Origin of the sequence: Paraburkholderia sp. MM5496-R1, from assembly GCF_050436205.1 — a bacterium.
Lineage (GTDB): Bacteria > Pseudomonadota > Gammaproteobacteria > Burkholderiales > Burkholderiaceae > Paraburkholderia > Paraburkholderia tuberum.
In genome coordinates this window covers 3,617,057-3,641,076 of the sequence record NZ_JBNDLT010000002.1, presented here as the reverse complement: position 1 = coordinate 3,641,076, position 24,020 = coordinate 3,617,057, and the positions used below count along the sequence as shown (strand labels likewise).

At 66.1% G+C, this 24,020-nt stretch carries 21 protein-coding genes, 2 tRNA genes and 1 pseudogene; 14 read left to right on the top strand and 10 right to left on the bottom strand.

Going from position 1 to position 24,020, the window contains the following annotated elements:
• Positions 1–4: 4 nt before the first annotated feature.
• From OKW38_RS24000 to OKW38_RS23990, 3 genes are read right to left on the bottom strand one after another with little or no spacing between them, the layout of a single operon-like run.
• Positions 5–421, bottom strand: coding sequence for a Rieske (2Fe-2S) protein (locus OKW38_RS24000; protein ID WP_429363331.1), 417 nt, complete (start codon positions 419–421; stop codon positions 5–7).
• Positions 418–1,077, bottom strand: coding sequence for an HAD-IA family hydrolase (locus tag OKW38_RS23995; protein WP_184027976.1), 660 nt, complete (start codon positions 1,075–1,077; stop codon positions 418–420). The genes OKW38_RS24000 and OKW38_RS23995 overlap by 4 nt, the downstream gene beginning before the upstream one ends.
• Entirely contained in the window at positions 1,070–2,119 is a 1,050-nt protein-coding gene (locus tag OKW38_RS23990; protein ID WP_090801189.1) for an RluA family pseudouridine synthase, read from the bottom strand. Before OKW38_RS23990 ends, OKW38_RS23995 begins: the two co-directional genes overlap by 8 nt.
• 726 nt (positions 2,120–2,845) lie before the next feature.
• Between OKW38_RS23990 and OKW38_RS23985 the strand changes: the two genes are divergently transcribed.
• From OKW38_RS23985 to OKW38_RS23960, 6 genes and pseudogenes are all read left to right on the top strand, one after another.
• Positions 2,846–6,073 (top strand): Rne/Rng family ribonuclease, encoded by a 3,228-nt coding sequence (locus tag OKW38_RS23985; protein ID WP_429363330.1) that lies wholly within the window; start codon positions 2,846–2,848, stop codon positions 6,071–6,073.
• A gap of 186 nt (positions 6,074–6,259) precedes the next feature.
• Positions 6,260–7,369, top strand: coding sequence for a GTP 3',8-cyclase MoaA (gene moaA, locus OKW38_RS23980; protein ID WP_429335084.1), 1,110 nt, complete (start codon positions 6,260–6,262; stop codon positions 7,367–7,369).
• 11 nt (positions 7,370–7,380) lie between these two features.
• A complete protein-coding gene (gene mobA, locus OKW38_RS23975; protein ID WP_429335085.1) occupies positions 7,381–8,007 on the top strand; it encodes a molybdenum cofactor guanylyltransferase MobA in 627 nt (208 codons plus the stop codon).
• A gap of 61 nt (positions 8,008–8,068) precedes the next feature.
• Positions 8,069–9,385, top strand: a complete 1,317-nt coding sequence (gene moeA, locus OKW38_RS23970; protein WP_429363329.1) for a molybdopterin molybdotransferase MoeA — start codon at positions 8,069–8,071, stop codon at positions 9,383–9,385.
• A gap of 100 nt (positions 9,386–9,485) precedes the next feature.
• Entirely contained in the window at positions 9,486–9,761 is a 276-nt protein-coding gene (locus OKW38_RS23965; RefSeq protein WP_429363327.1) for a hypothetical protein, read from the top strand.
• Positions 9,762–9,805: 44 nt separating this feature from the next.
• Positions 9,806–9,916: pseudogene (locus OKW38_RS23960) on the top strand (GNAT family N-acetyltransferase); the annotation flags it as partial.
• A gap of 18 nt (positions 9,917–9,934) precedes the next feature.
• Here the strand turns inward: OKW38_RS23960 and OKW38_RS23955 are convergent.
• The 5 genes from OKW38_RS23955 to pncB all read right to left on the bottom strand — a co-directional run bounded on the left by OKW38_RS23955 (position 9,935) and on the right by pncB (position 15,994).
• On the bottom strand, positions 9,935–11,383 hold the full coding sequence (locus OKW38_RS23955) for a DNA recombination protein RmuC (protein WP_429335087.1): 1,449 nt from the start codon (positions 11,381–11,383) through the stop codon (positions 9,935–9,937).
• On the bottom strand, positions 11,380–12,369 hold the full coding sequence (locus OKW38_RS23950) for a 2-hydroxyacid dehydrogenase (protein ID WP_429363326.1): 990 nt from the start codon (positions 12,367–12,369) through the stop codon (positions 11,380–11,382). The genes OKW38_RS23955 and OKW38_RS23950 overlap by 4 nt, the downstream gene beginning before the upstream one ends.
• A gap of 48 nt (positions 12,370–12,417) precedes the next feature.
• Positions 12,418–13,809, bottom strand: a complete 1,392-nt coding sequence (locus tag OKW38_RS23945; protein ID WP_429336587.1) for a sodium:proton antiporter — start codon at positions 13,807–13,809, stop codon at positions 12,418–12,420.
• Between the two features lie 139 nt (positions 13,810–13,948).
• A complete protein-coding gene (locus tag OKW38_RS23940; RefSeq protein ID WP_184073768.1) occupies positions 13,949–14,611 on the bottom strand; it encodes a LutC/YkgG family protein in 663 nt (220 codons plus the stop codon).
• 186 nt (positions 14,612–14,797) lie between these two features.
• On the bottom strand, positions 14,798–15,994 hold the full coding sequence (pncB, locus tag OKW38_RS23935; RefSeq protein WP_429363324.1) for a nicotinate phosphoribosyltransferase: 1,197 nt from the start codon (positions 15,992–15,994) through the stop codon (positions 14,798–14,800).
• 291 nt (positions 15,995–16,285) lie between these two features.
• Between pncB and fdxA the strand changes: the two genes are divergently transcribed.
• The 8 genes from fdxA to OKW38_RS23895 all read left to right on the top strand — a co-directional run bounded on the left by fdxA (position 16,286) and on the right by OKW38_RS23895 (position 20,905).
• On the top strand, positions 16,286–16,609 hold the full coding sequence (gene fdxA / locus OKW38_RS23930) for a ferredoxin FdxA (RefSeq protein WP_090801209.1): 324 nt from the start codon (positions 16,286–16,288) through the stop codon (positions 16,607–16,609).
• A gap of 119 nt (positions 16,610–16,728) precedes the next feature.
• Positions 16,729–16,804: transfer RNA gene (locus OKW38_RS23925), tRNA-Asn, on the top strand.
• 62 nt (positions 16,805–16,866) lie between these two features.
• Positions 16,867–16,942: transfer RNA gene (locus OKW38_RS23920), tRNA-Asn, on the top strand.
• A 159-nt stretch (positions 16,943–17,101) separates the two neighbouring features.
• Entirely contained in the window at positions 17,102–17,578 is a 477-nt protein-coding gene (locus tag OKW38_RS23915) for a CreA family protein (RefSeq protein WP_429363322.1), read from the top strand.
• Between the two features lie 121 nt (positions 17,579–17,699).
• Positions 17,700–18,542, top strand: coding sequence for an AraC family transcriptional regulator (locus tag OKW38_RS23910; RefSeq protein ID WP_429363320.1), 843 nt, complete (start codon positions 17,700–17,702; stop codon positions 18,540–18,542).
• A 178-nt stretch (positions 18,543–18,720) separates the two neighbouring features.
• On the top strand, positions 18,721–19,482 hold the full coding sequence (locus tag OKW38_RS23905; protein ID WP_429335089.1) for an AzlC family ABC transporter permease: 762 nt from the start codon (positions 18,721–18,723) through the stop codon (positions 19,480–19,482).
• Positions 19,479–19,802: an AzlD domain-containing protein gene (locus OKW38_RS23900; RefSeq protein WP_090801215.1), complete on the top strand. Its 324-nt coding sequence runs from the start codon at positions 19,479–19,481 to the stop codon at positions 19,800–19,802. The genes OKW38_RS23905 and OKW38_RS23900 overlap by 4 nt, the downstream gene beginning before the upstream one ends.
• 335 nt (positions 19,803–20,137) lie before the next feature.
• Positions 20,138–20,905, top strand: coding sequence for a DUF4088 family protein (locus OKW38_RS23895; protein ID WP_090801217.1), 768 nt, complete (start codon positions 20,138–20,140; stop codon positions 20,903–20,905).
• An 89-nt stretch (positions 20,906–20,994) separates the two neighbouring features.
• Here the strand turns inward: OKW38_RS23895 and OKW38_RS23890 are convergent, their stop codons facing one another.
• Both OKW38_RS23890 and OKW38_RS23885 read right to left on the bottom strand, forming a co-directional pair.
• The gene (locus tag OKW38_RS23890) at positions 20,995–23,190 is read right to left on the bottom strand and encodes an ATP-dependent helicase (RefSeq protein ID WP_429363318.1); all 2,196 of its coding nucleotides are present in this window, start codon (positions 23,188–23,190) and stop codon (positions 20,995–20,997) included.
• A gap of 241 nt (positions 23,191–23,431) precedes the next feature.
• Positions 23,432–23,851, bottom strand: coding sequence for a hypothetical protein (locus OKW38_RS23885; RefSeq protein WP_429335092.1), 420 nt, complete (start codon positions 23,849–23,851; stop codon positions 23,432–23,434).
• Positions 23,852–24,020: the final 169 nt, after the last annotated feature.

The window sequence follows — 24,020 nt, the reverse complement described above, 5'->3', positions numbered from 1 at the left end:
GAAATCAGCGCGTAACCGGCAGCAAATCGCCGTCAGGCAGCCAGAATACCGCACGGCCCTCGAGCGTGTCGCGTTCCTCGACCTGCACGGGACGCAATCTGCCCCCGCGACACGGACCACCGACGCATTTGCCCGTATCCGGCGCGTAAATCGCGCCATGTGTCGCGCACATCAAGTATAAGCCGGACGATTCGAAGAACTGCCCTTCCTGCCAGTCGAGCTCCATCGGCACATGAGCGCAACGGTTCAAATAGCCGTAGGCGCAGCCATCATAGCGGACGAAAAACACCACGGCATCCTGCCCGCCGAGCCGCGCGCCGCGCCGGATGCCGTCGCCACCGTCGACCAGCTCGTCGGCCGCGCAAATGCGCACTGCCTGCGCAGCCGCGGCAGTAGCAGTATCCACGCCGTCGGCGCTCATGCGTTCTCCCGCAGCCAACCGGACAGATCGCTGATGCTCGACGCCACGAACTTCGGTGACATCGCATTCAGCGAATTCGCCGGATGCGCGCCATAAGTCACGCCAATGCCCGCCACGCCGGCGTTGAGCGCCATCTGCAGATCGTGTGTCGTATCGCCGATCATGACCGTGCGCGCCGTATCCTGCCCCAATTCGCGGGTGAGCTCGTGCAGCATGGCCGGATGCGGTTTCGAGAAGGTTTCGTCAGCGCAGCGCGTGCCGTCGAACAGGCTCGTCAGGCGCGCCTGGTCAAGCGCGCGATTGAGCCCGACGCGGCTCTTGCCGGTCGCGACCGCGAGCAGATAGCCGACGTCGCGCAACTCCTGGAGCATCTCGCGCACGCCGGGGAACAGCTCCGTAGTCTGGTCTTTTACAAGAAAATGAAAGCGGTAACGCTCAGAAAGCCGCGGGTAGTCGGCCGGATCGAGCGTCGGCGCGGCAATCTGCAGCGCGTCGCGCAGGCCGAGGCCGATGACGTAGCTCGCGGCTTCGTCCGCGGGAACCGGCAGGCGGAGATCGCGGCACGCCGCCTGGATGCTGCGCGTGATATGCGCGGTGGAATCCATCAGCGTGCCATCCCAGTCAAACACGATCAGATCGAATTGCTCTCTAGCCATGCAAGGTCGTCTCCGGGTTGAACCCAGTGCGTAGTTCGTTGAGTTGTTCTATAAAGCCGCGGCAGTCGGCAGGCAGCGGTGCCTCCAGCTGCAGCGGCGCGCCCGTCGCCGGATGCGTGAGCTTGAGCCGGTAAGCGTGCAGAAACATCCGCTTGATGCCGGGCTTCGCGTTGGCGCGCGCAAGCGCCTTGTTCAGCGCGAAATCGCCATATTTGGCGTCACCGACGATCGGTAGTGCCAGATGCTGCAGATGCACGCGAATCTGGTGCGTACGCCCCGTCTTCAGTTCCGCCTCAAGCAGCGCATATTCCGGCCAGCGCTCGACCAGATTGAAGATCGTGTGCGAAGCGAGGCCATCGGCCTGCACGCGCACGCGGCGCTCGCCGTCGGCGGTCAGGTACTTGTGAAGTGGCTCCTTTACCGCGCGGCGGCGACCCCAGTCGCTCGCCCATTCGCCGTGCACGCACGCGTAGTAGCGCTTGTCCATCCGGTTATCGCGAATCTGCTCGTGCAGATTGACGAGCGCCGCGCGCTTCTTCGCGAGCATCAGGATGCCCGAGGTCTCTCGATCCAGCCGATGAACGAGTTCCAGGAATTTCGCCTGCGGCCGCGCCTCGCGCATCTGCTCGATCACACCGAACGCGACACCGCTGCCGCCGTGGACCGCAACGCCGGCCGGCTTGTCGATCACGAGCAGATGCTCGTCTTCGAACAGGATGTGAAAGCGCGGCGCGGGCACGGGCACGCGGGCTGCGGCCTGATTCGGCTGCGCGACGCGGATCGGCGGCACACGCACCAGATCGCCCAGTTCGAGCCGGTACTGCGCGTCGATCCGGCCCTTGTTCACGCGCACTTCACCGCTGCGCAGGATGCGATAGATATGGCTTTTCGGCACGCCCTTGCAGACGCGCAGCAGGAAATTGTCGATGCGCTGACCAGCCGAGCGGTCGTCGATTTCGATCAGCGAAACCTGGTCGCTTGAAACCGAGTCTTCGACCGCGCCTGCAACCGATCTCTGGGATGTTTTGCCTAACTCTTTCATTCTGAATATAATTTGCCCAGCAGTCCGCGACGGCCGGCGCAGTGTCCGGAATGCGGCGGATTGCGCGAGCGCAAGCGATAAACCGTTATTTTACTTGCGCCGGGGTCTGGTTGCTCGCCCTGAAAATGAGATGCAACAAGTTGCACGCACGAAGTCAGCTCCCGGCAGGGACGGCGCCCGCAGGCGCGTTCGGTCAAGGTCGGCTTCGACGGTAACGGAATTTTGGTAAAAAAGAATTTAGCTTTCAGCTTCGTGATCCGGGTGGTATGACGCCCAGCTGGACGAAGCTGCAAGTCGCGAAAATACGGCGTGCGCCCAAGGCGTCTTGTAGAAAGTACAAGACATGGCGACGTCAAAAGAAGGCGAGACACCCCCAGCAGGAAAAGACGCGCCGCCTGCGCGAACTTCCCGTTGCGGCATGACCGCGGACTTCGGCCCTTTGCTCGCGCGCCCATTTGGCGCGCCGGCTTCAGAGGGCGAAGACTTATGAAGGTCTGCTGGCTAAACGCGGCGTGTCAGGCCATGATTTGAAGCCGTGTTCGCATGTGCCCTGCGGCACCGTGCCCTTTTTTTTATCGGGCTGGGCCCTCTCAGGCAATTCTCCCGCCATCTTTCCCGCTCCAGCGTGTTTGTGAAAACACAATAAGACGCGGCACGCCTACTCTCCCCGCTCTCGCGACTGACAACCGCGCAGCTGGGCTGGCGAGGCCGCTCTGGAGCCGTTCAATGAAACGAATGTTGTTCAACGCGACGCAGCAGGAAGAGCTGCGCGTCGCCATCGTCGATGGGCAAAAACTCATCGACATCGATATCGAAACCGCCGGTCGCGAACAGCGCAAAGGCAATATTTACAAGGGCATCATCACGCGCATCGAGCCGTCGCTCGAGGCCTGCTTCGTCAACTACGGCGAAGACCGTCACGGCTTCCTGCCGTTCAAGGAAGTCGCCCGCCAGTACTTCCGCGACGGCGTCGACATGCGTTCCGCACGCATTCAGGACGCATTGAAGGAAGGTCAGGAACTGATCGTCCAGGTCGAAAAGGAAGAACGCGGCAACAAGGGCGCAGCCTTGACCACGTTCATCTCGCTCGCCGGCCGCTATCTGGTGCTGATGCCGAACAACCCGCGCGGCGGCGGCGTGTCGCGCCGGATCGAAGGCGACGACCGTCAGGAACTGCGCGAAACCATGGCGCAGCTGCAACTGCCGGAAGGCATGAGCATCATCGCGCGCACGGCCGGCATCGGCCGCAGCGCCGAAGAGCTGCAGTGGGACCTGAACTACCTGATGCAGCTGTGGCGCGCAATCGAAGCCGCGTCGCAAAGTGGCACGGCCGGCCAGCCGATGCTGATCTATCTCGAATCGAGCCTCGTGATCCGCGCGATTCGCGACTACTTCCAGCCCGATATCGGCGAAATCCTGATCGACACGACCGAAATCCATGACCAGGCCCGCGCCTTCATGGACATCGTGATGCCGGACAACGTCGGCAAGGTAAAGCGCTACCACGACGACGTGCCGCTTTTCTCGCGCTTCCAGATCGAGCACCAGATCGAAACCGCGTACTCGCGCACCGTGCCGCTGCCGTCGGGCGGCGCGATCGTCATCGATCACACCGAAGCGCTCGTCGCGATCGATGTGAACTCGGCGCGCGCCACCAAAGGCGCGGACATCGAGGAAACGGCCGCGCGCACGAACCTCGAAGCCGCCGACGAAGTCGCTCGCCAGCTGCGTCTGCGCGACCTGGGCGGCCTGATCGTGATCGACTTCATCGACATGGAATCGGCCAAGAGCCAGCGCGAAGTCGAACAGCGCCTGAAAGACGCGCTGAAGCACGACCGCGCCCGCGTCCAGATGGGCAAGATCTCGCGCTTCGGCCTCATGGAGCTGTCGCGTCAGCGTCTGCGTCCGGCGCTGTCGGAAGGCAGCCACGTCACGTGTCCGCGCTGTAACGGCACGGGCCACATCCGCGATACCGAATCGTCCGCGCTGCAAGTGCTGCGGATCATTCAGGAAGAAGCGATGAAGGAAAACACCGCGGCGATCCACTGCCAGGTGCCGGTCGAAGTGACCGCCTTCCTGTTGAACGAGAAGCGCGCCGAAATCAACAAGATCGAGTCGCGTTTCAAGGTCAACGTCGTGCTGATCCCGAATAAGCACCTCGACACGCCGCACTACAAGCTCGAGCGTCTGCGTCACGACGACGCGCGCCTCGACGAGCCGCGCGCATCGTGGAAGATGGCCGAAGAAGCGGCCCGCGAACTCGAATCGGAAACCGGCTACAGCAAGCGCGCTGAGGAAGTGAAGCCGAAGCAGGAAGCGGCGGTCAAGGGCATCACGCCCGAGAAGCCGGCTCCGAGCGCGCCGGCCCGCCCGGCGGCCATCCCCGCTCCGGTCGCGGTGACGCCGGCCAGTGGCGGCTTCATCGGCTGGCTGAAGAATCTGTTCGGCATGCAGCCGGCTGTTCCGGCACCTGCGGCGCCGGCCACCACCGACAAGCAGGCCCGTCCGCAACGCGGTGAACGCACCGAGCGCGGTGAGCGCACGGGCGAGCGCGGCGGCGATCGAAACCGCAATCGCCGTGGCGGCGCCGGCGGTCGCGACGCGGCAGCGCGTGGCGAAGGCGTGACCGGCGGCCGTCAGGCGCAAGGTCAGCAGCCGTCGCCGCGTCGCGAGGAACGCGAAGGCCGCGAGGCACGCGAGGGCCGCGAACCGCGCGCGCCGCGTGAGCAACGCGAACCGCGTGAAGGCCGTGAACCGCGTGAGGCTCGCGAGCCGCGTGAAGCGCGTGAACCGCGCGAGGCTCGCGAACGCGACACCCGCGGCGCCGAGCGCGCGGAAGCCGTCGAAGGCACGGCACGCGGTGAGCGTCGCGAGCGTGGCGAGCGCGCTGAACGCGTCGAGCGTGGCGAGCGTCGCAAGCCGCAGGCGGAAGTCGCCTCGGCGCTGACGCAAACCGACACGCAAGCTGCCGACGAACTGGCGCGCAACCGCGCCGCAGCGGGTGAAAACGGCGTGCCGGTCGATCAGGAAACAGTCGCACGTGACGGCGAAGAGCGTCGTCGTCGCCGCCGTGGCCGTCGTGGTGGTCGTCGCGAGCGTGAAGAGGACGTGAATGGCAATCTCGCGGCGGATGTCGCGGAAGCAGAAGGCGACAACGTTGCCGCCAGCGACGAAGCGCCGGTGCGCACCCAGCAGCCGGTCGAGCACACGCCTGCAGCCAGCGAAGCGAAGGAAGTGACCCCGCTCGAAGTGGTGGTCGCCGCTGTCGCAACGGAAAGCGCCGTCGTGGCCGAACTGCATGCGGCAGCCGAAACGCCGGCTCTCGCCGCGGAAAATGCCGCGAAGACCGAAAAGGTCGTGCCGGTCGAAGAGGCCCCGGCGGCGTCGATCGAACCCGTGGCGGCGGAGCCGGCTATCGAAGCGCCAGCGCAGGCAGAGCAAGCCGCGTCGGCCGCGAGCGAACCGGTTACGCCGGCCGCTTCGGTCGAATCCGCCGCGCGTGCCGAATCCCCGGCAGTCGAGCCGGCCCTGGAAGTGCAGCCGACCGTCCCGACCGAACCGCGAGCCGTCCCGGCTGCGCTCGACACCGCGGCTCCGGCCACGATCGTCGAAGCACCGGCAGCCGTGCCGGCACCGCAGGCCGAAATCGTCGAGCCGCAACCGGTCGTCGCATCGGAACCGGCCGTGGTCGAACCGGCGCCCGTCGCCGCGGCCCCGCAGCCGGCCCCCGTCCACAGCGCAGCCCCCGCCGCCGCGTCGGCCGACGCCTTGCAGCCGGTCCTCGAGCAGGCTGGCCTGGTCTGGGTGAACACTGACGCCGACAAGCTGCGTGCCGCGCAGGAAGCGGCGGCGCAGACGGTCAAGCCGCCGCGCGTGATCCGTGAGCGCAAGGCGCTGCCGCCAGACGACCACGCGCCGATGCAACAGGTAGAAACGATCAAGCATCCGCAGTAAGCCGCGTCGTTGTTCGTGAAAAAGCCCGCCCTTTCCGGCGGGCTTTTTCTTTAGGCGGTCGTTTGTCGCCGCGAGCCGCGCCGCTCCCCGTATACCCCCACAACGTCCGTCGCGCATCTGCCGCCACCGGCATTTCCGATAGAATCAAATCATCCCCGTCCGTTAAAGCACCTGACGAACCATTTCATGTCACGACGCATCATCCCTGTTGCCGATCTCAGCGCGGCGCCGGTCATCACCGGCCCAGTGCAGACACCTAGCGGCGTGCTGCACGATGCGCTCGCGCGTCCGCTGCACGATCTGCGCATCTCGGTGACGGACCGCTGCAACTTCCGCTGCGTGTATTGCATGCCGCGCGCCGTGTTCGACAAGGACTATGCTTTCCTGCCGCACAGCGCGTTGTTGAGTTTCGAGGAGATCGAGCGGCTCGCGCAGTTGTTCGTCGCGCATGGCGTCGAGAAAATTCGCCTGACCGGCGGCGAGCCGCTACTGCGCAAAAACCTCGAATTCCTGGTCGACCGGCTCGCCCGGTTGACCACGCCTGCGGGCCGTCCGCTCGATCTCACGCTGACCACCAACGGCTCGCTGCTCGCGCGCAAGGCGCGCAGCCTGAAGGACGCCGGCCTCACGCGCGTGACCGTCAGCCTCGACGCGCTCGACGACGCGCTGTTCCGCCGCATGAACGACGCCGACTTCGCGGTCGCCGACGTGCTCGATGGCATCGCCGCCGCGCACGCGGTCGGACTCGCGCCGGTCAAAGTCAACATGGTCGTCAAACGCGGTACCAACGACGGCGAAATCGTCCCCATGGCGCGTCATTTCAAAGGCACGGGCGCGGTACTGCGCTTCATCGAGTACATGGACGTCGGCACCTCGAACGGCTGGAACATGACCGAAGTGCTGCCTTCCGCCGACGTCGTCACGCGCATCGCCGAGCATTTCCCGCTGGTGCCGCTCGAAGCGCACAGCGCCGCCGAAACTGCGCAACGCTGGGGTTATGTCGACGGCGGCGGCGAGATCGGCGTCATTTCGAGCGTCACCCGCGCGTTCTGCGGCAATTGCACGCGCGCGCGTTTGTCGACCGAGGGCAAGCTATACCTGTGCCTGTTCGCATCGACCGGACATGACTTGCGCGCGCTGTTGCGCGGCGGTGCGAGCGATGCCGGGATCGCCACCGCCATCGCCGAAATCTGGCAGGGCCGCGGCGACCGCTACTCGCAGCTGCGCGGCAGCCAGCCGGCCGATCAGGGCGAGCCGGCCAAGCGTCGCGTGGAAATGTCCTACATCGGCGGCTGAGCGGCCGACGCATGTCCATCCCCCGCGAACAGATCACTGGCCTCGTGCTCGCGGGCGGGCGCGGCACGCGCATGGGCGGCGTCGACAAGGGGTTGCAGCCGCTGCACGGCGAACCGCTCGCCGCTCACGTGCTGCGGCGCCTCGCGCCGCAGACCGGCCCGCTGATGATCAGCGCGAACCGCCATCCCGACACCTATGCGGCGCTCGGCGCGCCATATCGCGCAACGCTCGTCGCCGACACCCTCCCCGACTTTCCCGGCCCGCTCGCCGGCATGCTCGCCGGACTGCGCGCCGGCGGCACGGCGTACCTGCTGAGCGCGCCCTGCGATTCGCCGTGGCTACCGGCCGACCTCGCCGCGCGCCTCGCGGATGCGCTCGACGCGAACCACGCCGACATCGCAACGGTCACCACCGTCGACACCGGTGGAGAAACCTCCCTGCACCCGGTATTCGCGCTGATGCGCACCGCCGTCGCGGACGACCTGGCCGCGTTTCTGGCCTCCGGCGAGCGCAAGGTCCGCGCGTGGTACGCGCGCCACAAGACGGTCGAAGTCGTCTTTGCCGACGAGCGCGCGTTCTACAATGCCAACTCGTTACAAGAACTCGCCGACCTCGAACGCAATCGGGGCCCCGGCTGACATCCGCTCCGGCCGCACGGCAACAGCCGCGCCCGTCACCGGTCGCGACGCCCAGCCATTCATGACCACGCTCAACGACTTTTCCCGCTGCGTCGCGCAGTACGATCCTCATGCGCTACCCGTCCCGGCCGCTCAGGCGATCGTCCGGCAGTGGGCGACGCCGGTCGCGGCCGTCGAGCGCCTGGCGTTGCGCGATGCACTCGACCGCGTGCTAGCCGCCGACATCGTGTCGCCGATCGACGTGCCCGCGCACGACAACTCCGCGATGGACGGCTACGCGTTCAATCACGCGGCGCTCGCGGCCGCTATGCGAGGCGGCGCGGACAGCGTCGAGCTGACGGTCGCCGGCAAGGCGCTCGCCGGTCATCCGTTCGCGGGCCGCGTCGCGGCGAACCAGTGCGTGCGCGTGATGACGGGCGCCTGCATGCCTGCCGGTTGCGACACCGTCGTGCCGCAGGAACAGGTGGAGCGCGACGGTGCGGAGTCCACGTCGATCCGCTTCGCCGCCAGCGCGGCGGCGGCGGGTGCGAACCGCCGCCGCGCCGGCGAAGATCTCGCGCGCGGCCACGTCGCGCTGCATGCCGGCCGCATCGTGCGCGCGTCGGACCTCGGCCTGCTCGCGTCGCTCGGCATTGGCGAAGTCAGCGTGCGGCGGCGTTTGCGCGTCGCGTTCTTTTCGACCGGCGACGAACTGCGCTCGCTCGGCGAGCCGCTCGACGCGGGCTCGGTTTACGACAGCAACCGCTACACGCTGTTTGCGATGCTGCGGCACCTGAACATCGACGCGCTCGATCTCGGCGTCGTGCGTGACGAGCCGGCCGCGCTCGAAGCCGCGCTGCGCAGTGCCGCGGCCAACGCCGACGTGGTGCTGACTTCGGGCGGCGTGTCGGTGGGCGAAGCGGACTTCACGAAGCAGCTGCTACAGACCTTCGGCGACGTCGCCTTCTGGAGTCTCGCGATGCGCCCCGGCCGGCCGCTCGCGTTCGGCCGCCTGTGGTCCGGCGCACATCCCGGGCTCGGCAAACCTGCGCTATTCTTCGGCCTGCCCGGCAATCCGGTCGCCGTGATGGTGACGTTCTATCAGATCGTGCGCGAAGCGCTGCTGCTGATGGCCGGCGCGACGCCGCGGCCGCTGCCGGTGATTCACGCGACGAGCCGCGTGGCGGTGGGCAAGCGCGCGGGCCGCACCGAATTCCAGCGCGGCATCGCCGAACAGGACGCGCACGGACACTGGCATGTGAGCCCGACCGGGTCGCAAAGCTCAGGCGTGCTGAGCTCGATGAGCGAAGCGAACTGCTTCATCGTGCTCGGCCACGACGAGGGCGACATCGACGTCGGCGATCGCGTGTCGATCATGCTGTTCGACGGTCTCATCTGACGTTCCAGGCGGCGCATCGATCGCACGACATCGGCACCACAGCAGCACTTCATCGACACGCCACCCACTATCACTACTACGACACACGGGTTTGACTTACATGAAAAAACAGATCTCGTTCATCGCACCGGGACAGACGGCCAAAGCGCTGATTCTCGTGTATCTGACGTTCTCGGTGCCGATCGTGCTGCTCGGCGTGGTGGTCGCGTTCGTGCGCTATGGCTCGGTCGAGCTGAGCACGGTGTTCAGCGCGCTGCTGCTGAACGCGATCCTCGGCTTCGTGCTGTTGTGGATCGCGTGCCACGCCTACAACTGGGTCGCGTCGCGCTTCGGTGGTATCGAAATCCATCTGGCCGACGCACCGGAAGAAACGTAATGCCCGCGACGATCCGCGCCGCCAAGCCCGCGGATACCGGCGCGAATCAGCCGGCGATCAGCTTCTATCAGAAGATGGGGGCGACGGTGTTGCCGGACTGGCGCGTCGTGCGCGTGACGGGCGATGCGCTGGCGCGGCTGGCTGCAAGGGCGTGAATTCCAGCGCCTCGCCCCTCATTGCTCATCAGGCTCCACATTCGACAGCGCATCGCCGAGCAACCCGCTCGCCTCGTCGCCCGGTAACGCCTCGACGTCGCGCAGCTTGCGGTTCATCATGCGCGTGCGCGTTTCCGCGGCCTCGATCGAACGCGTGACGGTTTCGAGCTGAGCCTTGGTCTTCGCGAGCACGTCGCCGAATTTGCCGAACTCCGTCTTCACCGCGCCGAGTACCTGCCACACCTCGCTCGAACGCTTTTCGATCGCGAGCGTGCGGAAGCCCATCTGCAGACTATTGAGCAACGCGGTCAGCGTGGTCGGCCCCGCAATCGTCACGCGATAGTCCCGCTGCAGCAGATCCGTGAGTCCCGGTCGGCGCAGCACTTCCGCGTACAGGCCTTCGGTCGGCAGGAACAGCAGCGCGAAGTCGGTCGTATGCGGCGGCGCCACGTACTTCTCCGCGATCGTGCGCGCCTCCGCGCGAATTCGCACTTCGAGCGCGCGCGATGCTTCCTCGACCGCGACCGGATCGGCGCGCTCCTGCGCTTCGATCAGCCGCTCGTAGTCCTCGCGCGGGAATTTGGCGTCGATCGGCAGCCATACCGGCGTATTCGCGCCGCCGGGCTCCGGCCGCCCCGGCAGACGAATCGCGAACTCCACGCGATCGGCGCTCTTCGGCACCGTCGCGACGTTCTTCGCGTATTGATCGACGGTCAGCACTTGTTCGAGCAAGGCTTCGAGCTGCACTTCGCCCCACGTGCCGCGCGTCTTCACGTTGGTCAGCACGCGCTTCAGATCGCCGACGCCGGCCGCCAGCGTCTGCATTTCACCGAGGCCGCGATGCACCTGTTCGAGCCGGTCGGACACGAGCTTGAACGACTCGCCGAGACGCTGCTCAAGCGTTGCGTGCAGTTTTTCGTCCACGGTGCGGCGCATTTCCTCGAGCCGCGTCGCGTTGTTCGCCTCGATGTCCTTCAGACGCTGCTCGATCGTCGCGCGCACTTCGGCGAAGCGCCGGTCGTTCGCCTCGGTTAGTTGCCCGAGTTGCAGGCTCAGCGTGTCGCCGAACTGCTTCAGCGAGCGGCCCTGCTCGTCGCGCGCCTGCTGCGCCTGTGCCTGCAGGCTGTGACGCACGGCGTCGAGCTGTTGCGCGAAGCCGTCGATCTTGCCGCCCTGCACCGTCGTCATGCTGCTGAACTGCGCGGCGAGCGTCTGCTGAAAATGCGCGAAGCCGCTGCTTTGCTCGGTGCGCGACACGCGCGCGGTCTCGGCGATGTCGTTGCGCAGTTGCCGCTCGAGCCGCTCGGCGGCATGCGCCTGCGCGTCGACGACGGCATCGACGCGTTCGTTCAGCATCTCGAACTGTTCGCGCTGCTCCGGGCGGTCGTGACCGCGTAGCAGCAAGGCGAGTGCGATCACGAGGGCAACCGCCAGCACCGCGACGGCCGCCACCAGAATCATTGTCATGAACGCGCCTTGCCGATCACGTCGGGGTTGATCGGATTCGGCGGCTGACCGGCGCGCGGTCCTGCGCCGAGGCCGGCGATCAGGTTGTCCGCGGCGAGATTCGCCATGGCGCGGCGCGTGGTTTCGGTCGCGCTCGCGATGTGCGGCGTCAGCACGACGTTCGGCACGTTCAGCAGCGCCGGGTGCAGCTGCGGCTCGCCTTCGAACACGTCCAGACCGGCCGCCGCGATGCGCCTGTCACGCAGCGCGTCGGCCAACGCCGCATCGTCGACGATGCCGCCGCGCGCGATGTTGGTGAGCGTCGCGCGCGGCTTCATCAGCGCCAGTTCGGCCGCGCCGATCGTATGGTGGTTGCCTTTGTTGTACGGCAGCACCAGCACGACGTGGTCGGCGCGCCGCAGCAGATCCTCTTTCGACACGTACTCCGCGTTCAGCTCGGCCTCGATTTGCGGCGCGACGCGCGAGCGATTGTGATAGATGACCCGCATGTTGAAGCCCTGCGCGCGCCGCGCGAGCGCCTGGCCGATGCGGCCCATGCCGATCACGCCGAGCGTCGAACCGTATAGGTCGCTGCCGAGGAAGCCATCGTAGCTCCACTTCTGCCAATGTCCGGCGCGCAGCCAGTGCTCCGATTCGGCGATGCGGCGCGCGGCGGCCATCATCAGCGCCCAGCCGAAATCGGCGGTCGATTCGTTCAGCACGTCCGGCGTGTTGGTGCCGAGTACGTTCGCCGCGTTGAACGCGGCCATGTCGAAGTTGTTGTAGCCGACCGCCATGTTCGACACGACGCGCAGACGCGGCGCCGCGGCGAGCACGCCCGCGTCGATCATCTCGCCGGCCGTCAGCGCGCCGTCCTTGTCCGCGAGACGGCGCTTCAGTTCGTCGGCGGGCAACACGTCGCCCTCGTTCCAGTCGACGTCGAAGTACTGCTTGAGCCGGTCGATCACGTCGGGAAAGATCGAACGGGCAACGAGGATTTTCTGCAATGCAAGTCTCCGTATCGCACGTCGAGGGATTGTCTCGGCGTTGCAGAGTCAGCGTTCAAAAAAGAGCCAGCCGGTCAGCGCGAACAACGGCAGCAGCACCGCGCCGGACCAGCCCAGATACGCAAAAAAGCTCGGCATGCGCACGCCGCGCGATTGCGCGATCGCCTTCACCATGAAGTTCGGCGCGTTGCCGATGTAGGTGTTCGCGCCCATGAACACGGCGCCGGCCGAAATCGCCGCGAGCGTGGTCGCGCCGGTGGTCATCAAGGTCTGCGCATCGCCGCCGGCCAGGTTGAAGAACACGAGGTAGGTCGGCGCGTTGTCGAGAAACGAAGATAGCAGGCCGGTCGCCCAGAAGTACATGATGTCGCGCGGCTCGCCTGACGAATCATTGACCAGATGGACGATGCCCGCGAACGCGCCGGCTTCTCCCGCGCGCAGGATCATGATGACCGGCACGATCGTCACGAAGATGCCGGCGAACAGTTTGGCGACTTCCTCGATCGGCGCCCAATTGAAGTCGTTGCCCGCGCGGGCCGCGCGCGGTGTCCACGCGAGCGATAGCAGCGTGACGACGATCAGCGCGGCGTCGCGCACGATGTTTTGCAACGCGACGTGCGTGCCGAGCACGTCGAATGTGATTTGCGGGCGCCACAGTCCGCTCATCAGCACGAACGCGATCAGCGCGGCGAGCAGCACGAAATTGATCTTGCCGTCGATGCCGAGCGGCGCGCCGTCGGGCGTCGGATCGAGGAAAGCTGAACGCACCTCCTCGCGCTTGTGAAAGTAGTACGAGTCGAGCGCATAGAACGCGGCGAGCAGCATGCCGCTCACGAACAGCATCGGCCGCGCGAGATGCGTGGTGGTCCAGAAAAAGCTCACGCCTTCGAGAAAACCGAGGAACAGCGGCGGGTCGCCGAGCGGCGACAGCGCGCCACCGACGTTCGCGACGAGGAAGATGAAGAACACGACCACGTGGGTCACGTGGCGGCGATTGTCGTTTGCGCGCAGCAACGGGCGGATCAGCAGCATCGCCGCGCCGGTCGTACCCATCACGCTCGCGAGCAAGGTGCCGAGCGCGAGAATCGCGGTGTTCAGACGCGGTGTGCCATGCAGGTTGCCGCGCACGCAGATGCCGCCCGCGACGGTATAGAGCGCGGTCAGCAGGATGATGAACGGGATGTACTCGTCGAGCATGGCATGCGCGAGCGCGCCGAGCGCCGCGCTCGCGCCGAAGCTCACGGCAAGCGGCACGATGAACGCGAGCGCCCACGCCGCGGCGATCTTGCCGAAGTGGTGATGCCAGAGGGCTGGCGCGATCAGCGGAAGGATCGCGATCGACAGCAGCACACCCGCGAAGGGCAAGCCCCACAACGCCGACAAGCGCGCGCCGTCGAGGAGCGTCTCAGCCTGCACGGACGGCGAGCACAGCGCAAGCATCGACGCAACGGCGAGCCACCGGCCCGCGCGGCCGGCCTGCGAATTCATGCCGATACAGGCCGCGCGACGGCTTGCAACCGCACGCACGACAGATAACGCGTGTGTCGCGTATGCGCTGGCACGCCGCCGCGCGACGCGTTCAAGCATCCTGCACGACGATCGCATGCACCCGGTAGGGGCCGTGCGCGCCCAGCACGATGGTCTGCTCGATGTCGCCGGTGCGCGATGGTCCCGACACGAAATTGACCGCGCGCGGCAGCTCGCCGCGTTCCTTGCGGATCAGGTCGAACGCCTCTTCATGACCCGCGACGATCCGCGAGCCCGGCACGATCGCGATGTGCGTCTCCGGCAGCAGCCCGGCCGACGCATACGTCTCGGGACCGGACAGCAACACGAGCGTGCCGGTCTCCGCGGTCGCGCAGAAACAGCCGGTGAGACCGACCACGTCATTGTCTTGCGGTTTGCGATATTCGACGGCGAGGCCGGCTGCGGCCCACGGCAGATCGCGCAGCGTTTGCCACGCGATGGCCTGCAACGGCAAACCGTGTTGCGTCAGATAGCGATGCGCGGCGGCGGGTACATCGGCGAAGGTTTGAACGGTGTCGACAGTACTCGCCATTTTCTGCGCTTCCTCGATGAAGCGCGCGCGCAGATCGGTGGGCATGTCCGGACGCGGGCCGGCCGGATGACGCGCGAGATAGTCCGCCGCGGCTTCGCGCTCGGCGGCGCTCGGTTCGGGCTCGCGCCCTTGCGCGGCGCGGATGCGCGCCAGGATGTTGCGGCGGGCAATCGATGTGTCCATGGGCGAAATCCTCGTGTCGACGGCCGTGCGATATGGCGAGGATTATACCGGCCGCGCTCCGCGCGAACACCCTGGCCGAACGGCATATTGCCGCCAGTCGGTAGCGCGGCGACACTGTTCGCCGTGCCCCCGAACGCGAGCAGATCATGGTCAGGCGATGAACCGAAAAGCAGTCCGCACAGCGCGCTACCTGGCCGCCTCTTCTTCCGGCTGCGCGATGCCGAACACCTGGCGCAGATACGCGAGATACGCCTTGTCCTCGCACATGTTCTTGCCCGGCGAGTCCGACAATTTCGCGACCGGCTGACCGTTGCAACGAACCATCTTGATCACGATCTGCAGCGGGTTGTAGCCGAGGTCGTTGGTCAGATTGGTGCCCACGCCGAACGCGAGCTTGCAGCGGCCGCGGAAGCGCTCGTATAGCTGCAGCACCTTCGGGATGTCGAGCGCGTCGGAGAACACGAGGACCTTGGTGCGCGGGTCGCAACGATTCGCCTCGTAGTGTTTGAGCAGGCGCTCGCCCCAGTCGAATGGGTCGCCGGAATCGTGGCGAGCGCCGTCGAACAGCTTGCAGAAGTACATGTCGAAGTCGCGCAGGAACGCCTGCATGCCGTACACGTCGGAGAGCGCGATCCCGAGGTCGCCGCGATATTCCTTCGCCCACATCTCGAAGCCGAAGATCTGCGAGTCGCGCAGCCGCGGACCGAGCGCCTGGCAAGCCTGCAGGTACTCGTGCGCCATCGTGCCGAGCGGTGTCAGGCTGTGCTTCATCGCGTAGAAGACGTTGCTCGTGCCGGCGAACTGCTCGCCGAGACCGTCCTTCAGCGTGAGGATCACTTCCTCGTGCCACTGCTTCGAGAAGCGGCGGCGCGTGCCGTAATCGGCGATCTTGCAGTCGGCGAACTCCGGACGAGCGCCGAGCAGTTGAATCTTGTCGAGCAGACGGCCACGGCCTACGTGATAGTCGGGCGTTTGCTGGGTGTTGCGGAAATAGACTTCGTTGACGATCGCGAGCACCGGAATTTCGAAGAGGATCGTATGCAGCCACGGCCCCTTGATGTCGATGTCGATTTCGCCATTGCCCTTCGGCGACGGCGTGATCGAAATGTACTTCTCGTTCAGATGGAACAACGCGAGGAACTCGATGAAGTCGCCCTTGATGAAGCGCATGCGGCGCAGGTAGTCGAGTTCGTCGTCGGTGAAACGCAGTTCGCAGAGCTTGCGCGTTTCGTCGCGAATCTCGTCGATGTACGGCACCAGATCGACGTTCGGCGTGCGGCAGCGGAAGCGGTACTCCACGTTGGCGGCGGGGAAGTGATGCAACACCACCTGCATCATCGTGAACTTGTACAGATCGGTATCGAGCAGCGAAGTAATAATCATGATGGTACGAACTGGACCGCTGAAAAAACGAAAAGGGCTCACTGCACCCTTGCAACGGACGCGCTGAGCCGAGCGGCGCGCCAACCTGATGCATGTTACCCGAATGCGTCCGCATCCAGCGTGCCACCGGGCCTTCGCCGCCATTGCGCGGCCGCTCGCGGCACCCCATAAACTAATCACGAAAACATATAAGACGCACGGCCCGATGCTTTATGCGCCTGTTGACGTTACGTTACAATAGTGCTTTTGGCGTCCGCGCCCTCCCCGATTCCGCATGCAGGAGCTGCCTGAATGACTCACGTTGTGACCGAAAGCTGCATCAAGTGCCGCTATACCGACTGCGTCGATGTGTGCCCGGTGGACTGCTTTCGCGAAGGTCCCAACTTCCTCGCGATCGACCCCGATGAATGCATCGACTGCGCCGTGTGCGTGGCCGAGTGCCCGGTGAACGCCATCTATGCCGAAGAAGACGTGCCGGGCGACCAGCAGGACTTCATCGCGCTGAACGCCGACCTGGCGAAAGCGTGGCCGAGCATCACGAAGACCAAGGCACCGCTGCCGGAAGCCGAGGAATTCAAGGATGTGAAGGAAAAGCTCGCGCTGCTCGCGCGCTGAGCGCGAGCCGCCTGTCACCTGCCTTGGCCGTTCAGGTTCAGTATCAGGATGAACGCCGAGGTATTGACAGACGTTTCAGCTGCCTCTAAAATTTCGTTTCTCTGCTGTTGTTGTTCTGTTCCTCGATAGCTCAGTCGGTAGAGCGCCGGACTGTTAATCCGTAGGTCCCTGGTTCGAGCCCAGGTCGAGGAGCCAAGAATTGCAAAAGCCCGTTAATCAAGACGGGTTTTTTTATGTAGATCAAGTTGTACTGCTGTTCCTCGATAGCTCAGTCGGTAGAGCGCCGGACTGTTAATCCGTAGGTCCCTGGTTCGAGCCCAGGTCGAGGAGCCAAAAAATTTGAAAGGCCCGCATCCATGCGGGCCTTTTTGTTTTTGTGCCACGATGGACAGCCTCACGCGCGCCGCGCGCCGTTATACGATGGCGCCTTCACGGCGCACGTTTCGCCCCGCTCTGGCGCCGGCCCACTCCAGACACTCAACCGGCACGCTCATGAAATCCACCTCGCTACGCATCGCGCTCGCGGCCGCCGGCGCCCTGCTGCTTTCTTCGGCGCGCGGCGAAGAAATCGCCAGCGTCAATACGGATTTTCACGTTACCGGCTCCGACCGCGTGGTCGTGGAGGCCTATGACGATCCCATCGTGCAAGGCGTCACCTGCTACGTGTCGCGGGCGCGGACGGGCGGCGTCAAAGGCACGCTCGGCATCGCCGAAGATCCGACCGAGGCTTCGATCGCGTGCCGCCAGCTCGGGGAGTTGCATTTCACCGGCCCCGTCAAGCAGAAGGACGACGTGTTCTCGGTCAGCATGTCGCTGATCTTCAAGTCGCTGCACGTGGTGCGCGTGGTCGACACGAAGCGCAACGCCCTGGTCTATCTGACCTACAGCGACCGCGTCGTCAGCGGCAGCGCGAAAAACAGCGTGAGCGCCGTACCGATGCCCACTGGCACGACGATTCCGGTCAAGTAAGGGCAAGTCAGGACAAGTACCGGCAATCGACGGCACCAGCGGCACGCGGCGCGGCGCTGCACACCCGCCGCCGTCCCCGACAACGACGCGTTAAACTGACCGGTCCAGCTAGACTTTCGTCATGACCGCCACCCCTCGTTTCCGCGATTCCGCCCGCTACTGGCGCACGCCGCTACTGCCCGGCGCGGATCTGCTCACCGCCGAATATCACGATCACGAGTTCGCGCCGCATTGGCACGACGCCTACACGATCCCGGTGATCGTCGCGGGTGCGGAATGCTATCGGTATAGCGGCGAGCACCATGTCGCCGAAGCGGGCAGCGTGCCGGTCATCAACCCGGGCGAGTTGCATACGGGGTCGAAGGCGGTCGAGGCGGGCTGGCGGTATCGCGTGATGTATGCGCCGGTCGGGTTCCTCTGCGCGCTGGCCGACGAAGTCGCCGGCAAGCCGCAGGCCTTACCGTGGTTTGCGCCCGGCGTGATCCGCGATTCCGATCTCGCGACGCGGCTCGCGCACGCCCACCGTCTGCTCGAAACCGGCGACGACGCGCTCGCCGCCGAAACCGCGATGCTCGACGCGCTGTCCACGTTGCTGGTCCGCTATGCGCGGACGCGCCCCGCCGCCGCGCGCGTCGCCACCGACGACACTCGCGTCGCACTGATGCAGGAGCGTCTGACCGGCGACCTCGTCGAACCGGTGACGCTCGCCGAGGTCGCGAAGGCAGCGGGTCTGTCGCCGTTCCACGCGGCGCGGCTATTCACCCAATCGACCGGCCTGCCGCCCCACGCGTGGCGCAATCAGGTGCGCCTGCAGCGCGCGCTCGCGCCGTTGCGCGCCGGCGTCCCGGTGACCGACGTCGCCGCCGCGAGCGGCTTCACCGATCAGAGCCATTTCACGCGGCATTTCCGGCGCATGTTCGGCGTGCCGCCGGGCCAATGGCAAGGAACGCAGCGCGGTTCGTAACCCGATGCGGCACCGCCGGCGCCTGCGCCGCGCGCCGTGAGCGTGCCGCCGCAATCCGTCAGCCCGTCATCAGCCATCCCCCCGCTACACCGTAGCACCCCATCCGCAACCCGCCGCAAGAACGTACAAGTCCGAACGCCGGTCAGCCGCTATGCTTCCGACATCAAGGAGGCTTAGATTGACCGATTCCACCCAAGGCCAGCCCACCCGGGGCGCCCATCTCAAAGAGTTCGCCGCCGGCGCGCGCGACATCATCCCGATGATGGTCGGCGCCGCGCCGTTCGGCGTCATTTTCGGCACGCTCGTGACCTCCAGCCCGCTGCATCTGTGGCACGGCCAGTTGATGTCGCTCGTCGTTTTCGCGGGCTCCGCGCAGTTCATCGCGCTCGGGCTGATCGCCGGACATGCGAGCTTCGCCGTGATCTGGGCGACCACGCTCGTCGTCAATCTGCGTCACGTGCTGTATAGCGCGACGCTCGCACCGCACGTCGCGCATCTGCCGAAGCGCTGGCGTTGGGCGCTCGGCGCGCTGCTCACCGACGAAGTCTTCGCGGTCGCGTGGGAGCATTACCGGCATCGCGAGCCGGGCACGGTCGGCCCGTACTACTTCTTCGGCGCCGGCGTCGCGATGTATCTGAACTGGCAGCTATGGACCGTCGCCGGCCTGCTGTTCGGCGCGGCCTTCCCCGGCCTGCAGTCGCTCGGTCTCGACTTTGCGATGGTGGCGACGTTCATTGCGATCGTCGTGCCGCAACTGGTCGCGCTGCGCTATATCGCGGCGGCCGTCACCGCCGGCACGCTGGCGTTTTTCTGGCAGGCGTGGCCGTACAAGCTCGGCCTGCTCGGCGCAGTGTTCGCGGGAGTCGCGGTCGGCGTACTGCTGTCGATGTCGCGTCTGAACCTGCGTGGCGCGCGCCGTCCCTTGGAGGCCACGCGATGAGCTACGTCGTTCTGATCGTCGGCATGGCCGCGATTACGTGGTTGATCCGCGCGGCCGTGTTCGTGCTCGGCGACCGGCTCGTGTTCCCGCCGCTTCTGCGCGCCGCGCTTAGCTTCGTGCCGGTCACCGTGCTGACCGCGATCATCGTCCCGATGGCCGTGTCGCCGCACGGCAACAACGCCGAGCTGAGCTGGCGCAATCCGCAACTGGTCGGCGCGCTCGCCGCGATCGTCGTTAGCGCGCTGACGCGCCGGCCGCTGCTGACGATCGCAGTCGGTCTAGGCGTGTTCTTCGTCTGGCAGTGCGTGGTGCTGAAGTAAGCGCGCCCTGTCTCTACGCTCATCGACTCATCAGCGGTCCCGTCGACACCTCGCCGCCTCGCGGGCCGCGCACTCCCGTTCAAGCGACTCCCAAGCGGGCCTTTGCCCGAAGCTTCCCTCCAAAGCGTCCGCGCGTCGCCGGGCCGCCCTCAAGTTTCCCGCCACCCCGCCGATATGCAGTCGAGGTCCGCTCATCGGGAGTCGTCCCGCTGGTTACGCGGCAACAGGCTGGAATCAAGCGCGTCGGCAACCGGCGTCGCATCGCCTCGGTCCGCGAGCGGCCGGGCGATCTTGCGACGGCGCGCCGCGCGCGGCCGCATTAAACGGGATAACACATGGGTCAAATCACCCTGAAGCTCAAGGACGAGACCGTCGCGTCGCTGCGCAAGGACTTCGAGGCCTTTTTACGGGTCTCGCTGAAGCTCGATCCGCAGTTCGCGACGCCGTCGTTCGAGGATTTCTTACGCGCCAAGCTACTCGACAACATGGTGCCGCTCACCGAGCACGCGGTACAGCGGATGCTGCAAGGCGGCCAGTACGCGTGGGCCAAACGCACGCTCGACAAGGAATTCCCGGACGTCGTGTCGATCCTGATGCGGCAGGCGGGCGAGTTCGGCTTCGGTTTCGCGGCGCGCTCGGAATGGACGCCCGAGGAGCTCACCAAGCAATGCCGCGACTGGGCCGCCGCAATCGTCAAGGAAGCGGAAGGCGACGCGACGCTGGTCGACCCCCTCGCCTCGCAGATCAAGAGCACGGTGCAGGACATTCAGGCGCTCGAGGAAGTGATGCAGACGCCGGCATGGCGGCTCGTCGAATCGCTGCGCCAGCGCGTCTACGAGGCGAAGGTCGCGTGCGAGACGAGCGTGGGCAGCACCGCGCGCGAGAAGCTCGGCGAACTGCGTGGGCTGTTGCGGCTAGGCATTTCGCACGGCACGTTCCAGAAGCAGGAAGCGCAGCAGATCATGGAGTATCTGCGGCTCTTGAAGCCGGAGATTTTCGTCGAGGAGCCGTACGACGTGTTCTCGCGGCTCGCGGCATGGCTGCGCAATTTCTTCGTGCCGCCGCCTCCGGTCGCGCAGCAACAGCAGCGGCAGTCGCGCTGAGCTTCCACTGACCCGCGCGGCGCGCGTCCCTTCGTCGGATCGACGCGCCCCCTGCCCGCGCGTCGATCCCAACGCGCGGTGCTAGCGGCTCAATCCCACATCTTCCTGAGCTTCGCCGCGATCTCGATCTTCGCCTGCGCGGCCGCGGCGAACCCCGCCGCGCTCGGCGCGCTCGCCACCGCAATGCGCGGCCATGCATAGGCGTCGAACAGCGGCAGCATCGGCGTGGCGATGAAGCGCGTGCGCGACGCCCACACATGGCGGTCGCCCAGATGCGTCTGGTTGTGCACGTAAAAGCGCTGCGGCACGACGATGTGCAGGTCTTCCTTCGCGCGCGTCATCGCCACGTAGAGCAGGCGCCGCTCCTCGTCGATTTCCTCGTCGCTGCCGGTGCCGAGATCGGACGGAATGCAGCCGTCGACGCCGTTCAGCACGAACACGTTGCGCCACTCCTGACCCTTCGCCGAATGGATCGTCGACAGGATCAGGTAGTCCTCGTCGATCAGCGGCACGCCGGATTCGTCGCTGGTCGCGTCGGGCGGATCGAGCGTCAATTCGGTCAGGAAGCGTTCACGCGACGGATACGTACCCGCGATGCTTTCCATCTGCAGCAGGTCCGCGTGACGGATCGCGGCGTCCTCGTGGTTGCGCTCCAGATGCGGCTCGTACCAGCGCCGCACCATCTCGAACTCGGCGGGCCACGGCGTTTGCCGGCCGTACACGCTCGACATCAGCTTGACGAACGGATGCCAGTCTTCCTGCGTGCGCGCGGGCGCCGCAAACGCGGCCAGCACACCGCCCGCGGTCGCGACCGGATCGCCGCCGTCCGCGCGCGCGACGATGTCGTCGAGCACCTTCGCCGCGGTGGCCGGGCCGACGCCCGGCAGCAGCTGCACGACGCGAAAGCCGGCGACGCGATCGCGCGGATTCTCGGCCCAGCGCAGCACCGCGAGCACGTCCTTCACATGCACCGAGTCGAGAAATTTGAGCCCGCCGAACTTGACGAATGGAATGTTGCGGCGCGTGAGCTCGATCTCGAGCGCGGCGCTGTGATGCGCGGCGCGAAACAATACCGCCTGCGACTTCAGCTTCACGCCCTGCTCGCGCGCCTCGAGCACCTGCTCGACGACGTAGCGAGCTTGCGCGGCATCGTCGGCGACCGTGACGAGGCGCGGGCGCTGCGCTGACGCCTTGTCGGTCCACAGATTCTTGGTGTAGCGCTCGCTCGCGAGTTCGATCACCGCGTTCGACGCGGCGAGAATCGGCTCGGTCGAGCGATAGTTGCGCTCGAGCGTGACCTGCCTGGCGGGCGGCTCGAACTGCGTGGGAAAGTCGAGGATATTGCGCACCGTCGCGCCGCGAAACGAATAGATCGACTGCGCGTCGTCGCCGACCACGGTCAGGCCACGGCCGTCCGGCTTCATTGCGAGCAGGATCGACGCCTGCAGGCGGTTGGTGTCCTGGTATTCGTCGACCAGAACATGATCGAAACGCGCCGACAGATCGGCCGCGATGCTGGGCTCGGCGGCCATGTGCGACCAGTAGAGCAGCAGATCGTCGTAGTCGAGCACGCTCTGCTTCTGTTTGGCGTCGACGTATGCGGCGAACAGCCGGCGCAGATCGTCCTCCCACTCGCGACACCACGGAAACGCGCGGTCCAATACCTGGCCGAGCGATGCGCCGGTGTTGACGACACGCGAGTAGATCGCGAAGCAGGTGCCCTTCGCCGGAAAGCGCCGCTCCTTCGCGGACAGTCCAAGCTCGTGGCGCACGAGGTTCATCAGGTCGGCGGAGTCTTCGCGGTCGTTGATCGTAAACGCGGGCGCGAGGCCGATCAGATCCGCGTATTCGCGCAACAGCCGCGCGCCGACACTATGGAAGGTACCCGCCCACGTGAGCCCTTGCGCGAGCGCGGCGCGTGGGCCGACGGTAGTGGCCGCGGCGCCCGCGATGCGGGTCACGCGGCGGATCATTTCGAGCGCCGCGCGGCGCGAGAAGGTCAACAGCAGGATGCGCTGCGGATCGGCACCCTTCACCACCAGATTGGCGACGCGGTGCGCGAGCGTGTTGGTCTTGCCGGAGCCGGCGCCCGCGATCACGAGCAGCGCGCCGGGCAGCGCGTCCGGCGTGTCGGTCCCGTATTCGACGGCTTCGCGTTGGGCGTCGTTGAGCTTCGCTAGCCAGGCGGCGGTATCGAACGACGGTGCGGATTCGGCGACGGTGGACACTGATCGGTTTCGCGGGTTGGATGGATTTTCAGGATGCGACGCACACTGTATATCCATACAACCTCATGCGACAAGCGCCCCTTTTTTCGGGCGCCGATCCGCCGGTCTACGCCGCGCACTACTGTTTCTTCGCGTCCTTCAGGTTGGCAGCAGCGCTGGCCTTGTCGGCGTCGGCCTGCGCGTCGGCTGTGGTCTTGTCCGCTTTCGCCTGGGCGAGCGCGGCTTTCTTGTCGGCCTTCGCCTGACGCCCGCGGCGCGCGAGCCTCGCAGACCCGCGCGCCGCGGCATCCAGCAGGGCTTAGTGCTTGACGTCCGCGCCGTCGCCCTGCGCGGCAGCCTGCCCTTCCATGTTCATCTTCATTTCGTTATTGGCGGTCTGTTTGTCCGCCTTCTGGTTCAGCTTCGCGCCGCGCACCTGCTCCTTGTACTGGTCCTTCGCGGCCTTCTGCTCCGCCTTCAATTCCGCTTTCGAGGACTTCCTGGCCGCGCGATACTCGGCGTTGGCCTTCGCGTCGGCGTCGCGCTTCTGCACGAGCGGGTCGGTGGAGCCCGAAGCCGTCAAACGGGCCGGCGGCGGCGCCATGTCGGCGGCGCCCTGGCTCTGGATCTGCGGCTGAGCGCCGATGCCTGCTGCCGGCTGCGCGGTCTGCGCAACGGCCGCCGTCGCGGCAAAAGCAGTGAGGGCGGTACCGAACAGGAGCGAACGAATCTGGGTCATGGTTATCCTCTCTGGAGTTGTTGTGACACGGGCGGACTCTCTGGCGTCGTGATGACGGGACGTCGCGCGCGCCTCGTCCGGTCTGTGCGTCGCTGGATGGGCGGCCGGGGAGCGATCCCGGAAGCCAGCGGGCTTTGCTGCTGAAACTGCACTCTAAGAGTGAAATCCG

What these genes read in the sequence shown, in the direction of transcription:
- mobA (WP_429335085.1), top strand. Translation starts at nt 7,381, where the DNA reads ATGTCCATCCCCCGCGAACAGATCACTGGCCTCGTGCTCGCGGGCGGG.
- OKW38_RS23965 (WP_429363327.1), top strand. Translation starts at nt 9,486, where the DNA reads ATGAAAAAACAGATCTCGTTCATCGCACCGGGACAGACGGCCAAAGCG.
- moeA (WP_429363329.1), top strand. Translation starts at nt 8,069, where the DNA reads ATGACCACGCTCAACGACTTTTCCCGCTGCGTCGCGCAGTACGATCCT.
- OKW38_RS23985 (WP_429363330.1), top strand. Translation starts at nt 2,846, where the DNA reads ATGAAACGAATGTTGTTCAACGCGACGCAGCAGGAAGAGCTGCGCGTC.
- OKW38_RS23910 (WP_429363320.1), top strand. Translation starts at nt 17,700, where the DNA reads ATGACCGCCACCCCTCGTTTCCGCGATTCCGCCCGCTACTGGCGCACG.
- OKW38_RS23885 (WP_429335092.1), bottom strand. Translation starts at nt 23,851, where the DNA reads ATGACCCAGATTCGTTCGCTCCTGTTCGGTACCGCCCTCACTGCTTTT.
- OKW38_RS23990 (WP_090801189.1), bottom strand. Translation starts at nt 2,119, where the DNA reads ATGAAAGAGTTAGGCAAAACATCCCAGAGATCGGTTGCAGGCGCGGTC.
- OKW38_RS23955 (WP_429335087.1), bottom strand. Translation starts at nt 11,383, where the DNA reads ATGACAATGATTCTGGTGGCGGCCGTCGCGGTGCTGGCGGTTGCCCTC.
- fdxA (WP_090801209.1), top strand. Translation starts at nt 16,286, where the DNA reads ATGACTCACGTTGTGACCGAAAGCTGCATCAAGTGCCGCTATACCGAC.
- moaA (WP_429335084.1), top strand. Translation starts at nt 6,260, where the DNA reads ATGTCACGACGCATCATCCCTGTTGCCGATCTCAGCGCGGCGCCGGTC.
- OKW38_RS23940 (WP_184073768.1), bottom strand. Translation starts at nt 14,611, where the DNA reads ATGGACACATCGATTGCCCGCCGCAACATCCTGGCGCGCATCCGCGCC.
- OKW38_RS23945 (WP_429336587.1), bottom strand. Translation starts at nt 13,809, where the DNA reads ATGCTTGCGCTGTGCTCGCCGTCCGTGCAGGCTGAGACGCTCCTCGAC.
- OKW38_RS23915 (WP_429363322.1), top strand. Translation starts at nt 17,102, where the DNA reads ATGAAATCCACCTCGCTACGCATCGCGCTCGCGGCCGCCGGCGCCCTG.
- OKW38_RS23900 (WP_090801215.1), top strand. Translation starts at nt 19,479, where the DNA reads ATGAGCTACGTCGTTCTGATCGTCGGCATGGCCGCGATTACGTGGTTG.
- OKW38_RS24000 (WP_429363331.1), bottom strand. Translation starts at nt 421, where the DNA reads ATGAGCGCCGACGGCGTGGATACTGCTACTGCCGCGGCTGCGCAGGCA.
- OKW38_RS23895 (WP_090801217.1), top strand. Translation starts at nt 20,138, where the DNA reads ATGGGTCAAATCACCCTGAAGCTCAAGGACGAGACCGTCGCGTCGCTG.
- OKW38_RS23890 (WP_429363318.1), bottom strand. Translation starts at nt 23,190, where the DNA reads ATGGATATACAGTGTGCGTCGCATCCTGAAAATCCATCCAACCCGCGA.
- OKW38_RS23995 (WP_184027976.1), bottom strand. Translation starts at nt 1,077, where the DNA reads ATGGCTAGAGAGCAATTCGATCTGATCGTGTTTGACTGGGATGGCACG.
- pncB (WP_429363324.1), bottom strand. Translation starts at nt 15,994, where the DNA reads ATGATTATTACTTCGCTGCTCGATACCGATCTGTACAAGTTCACGATG.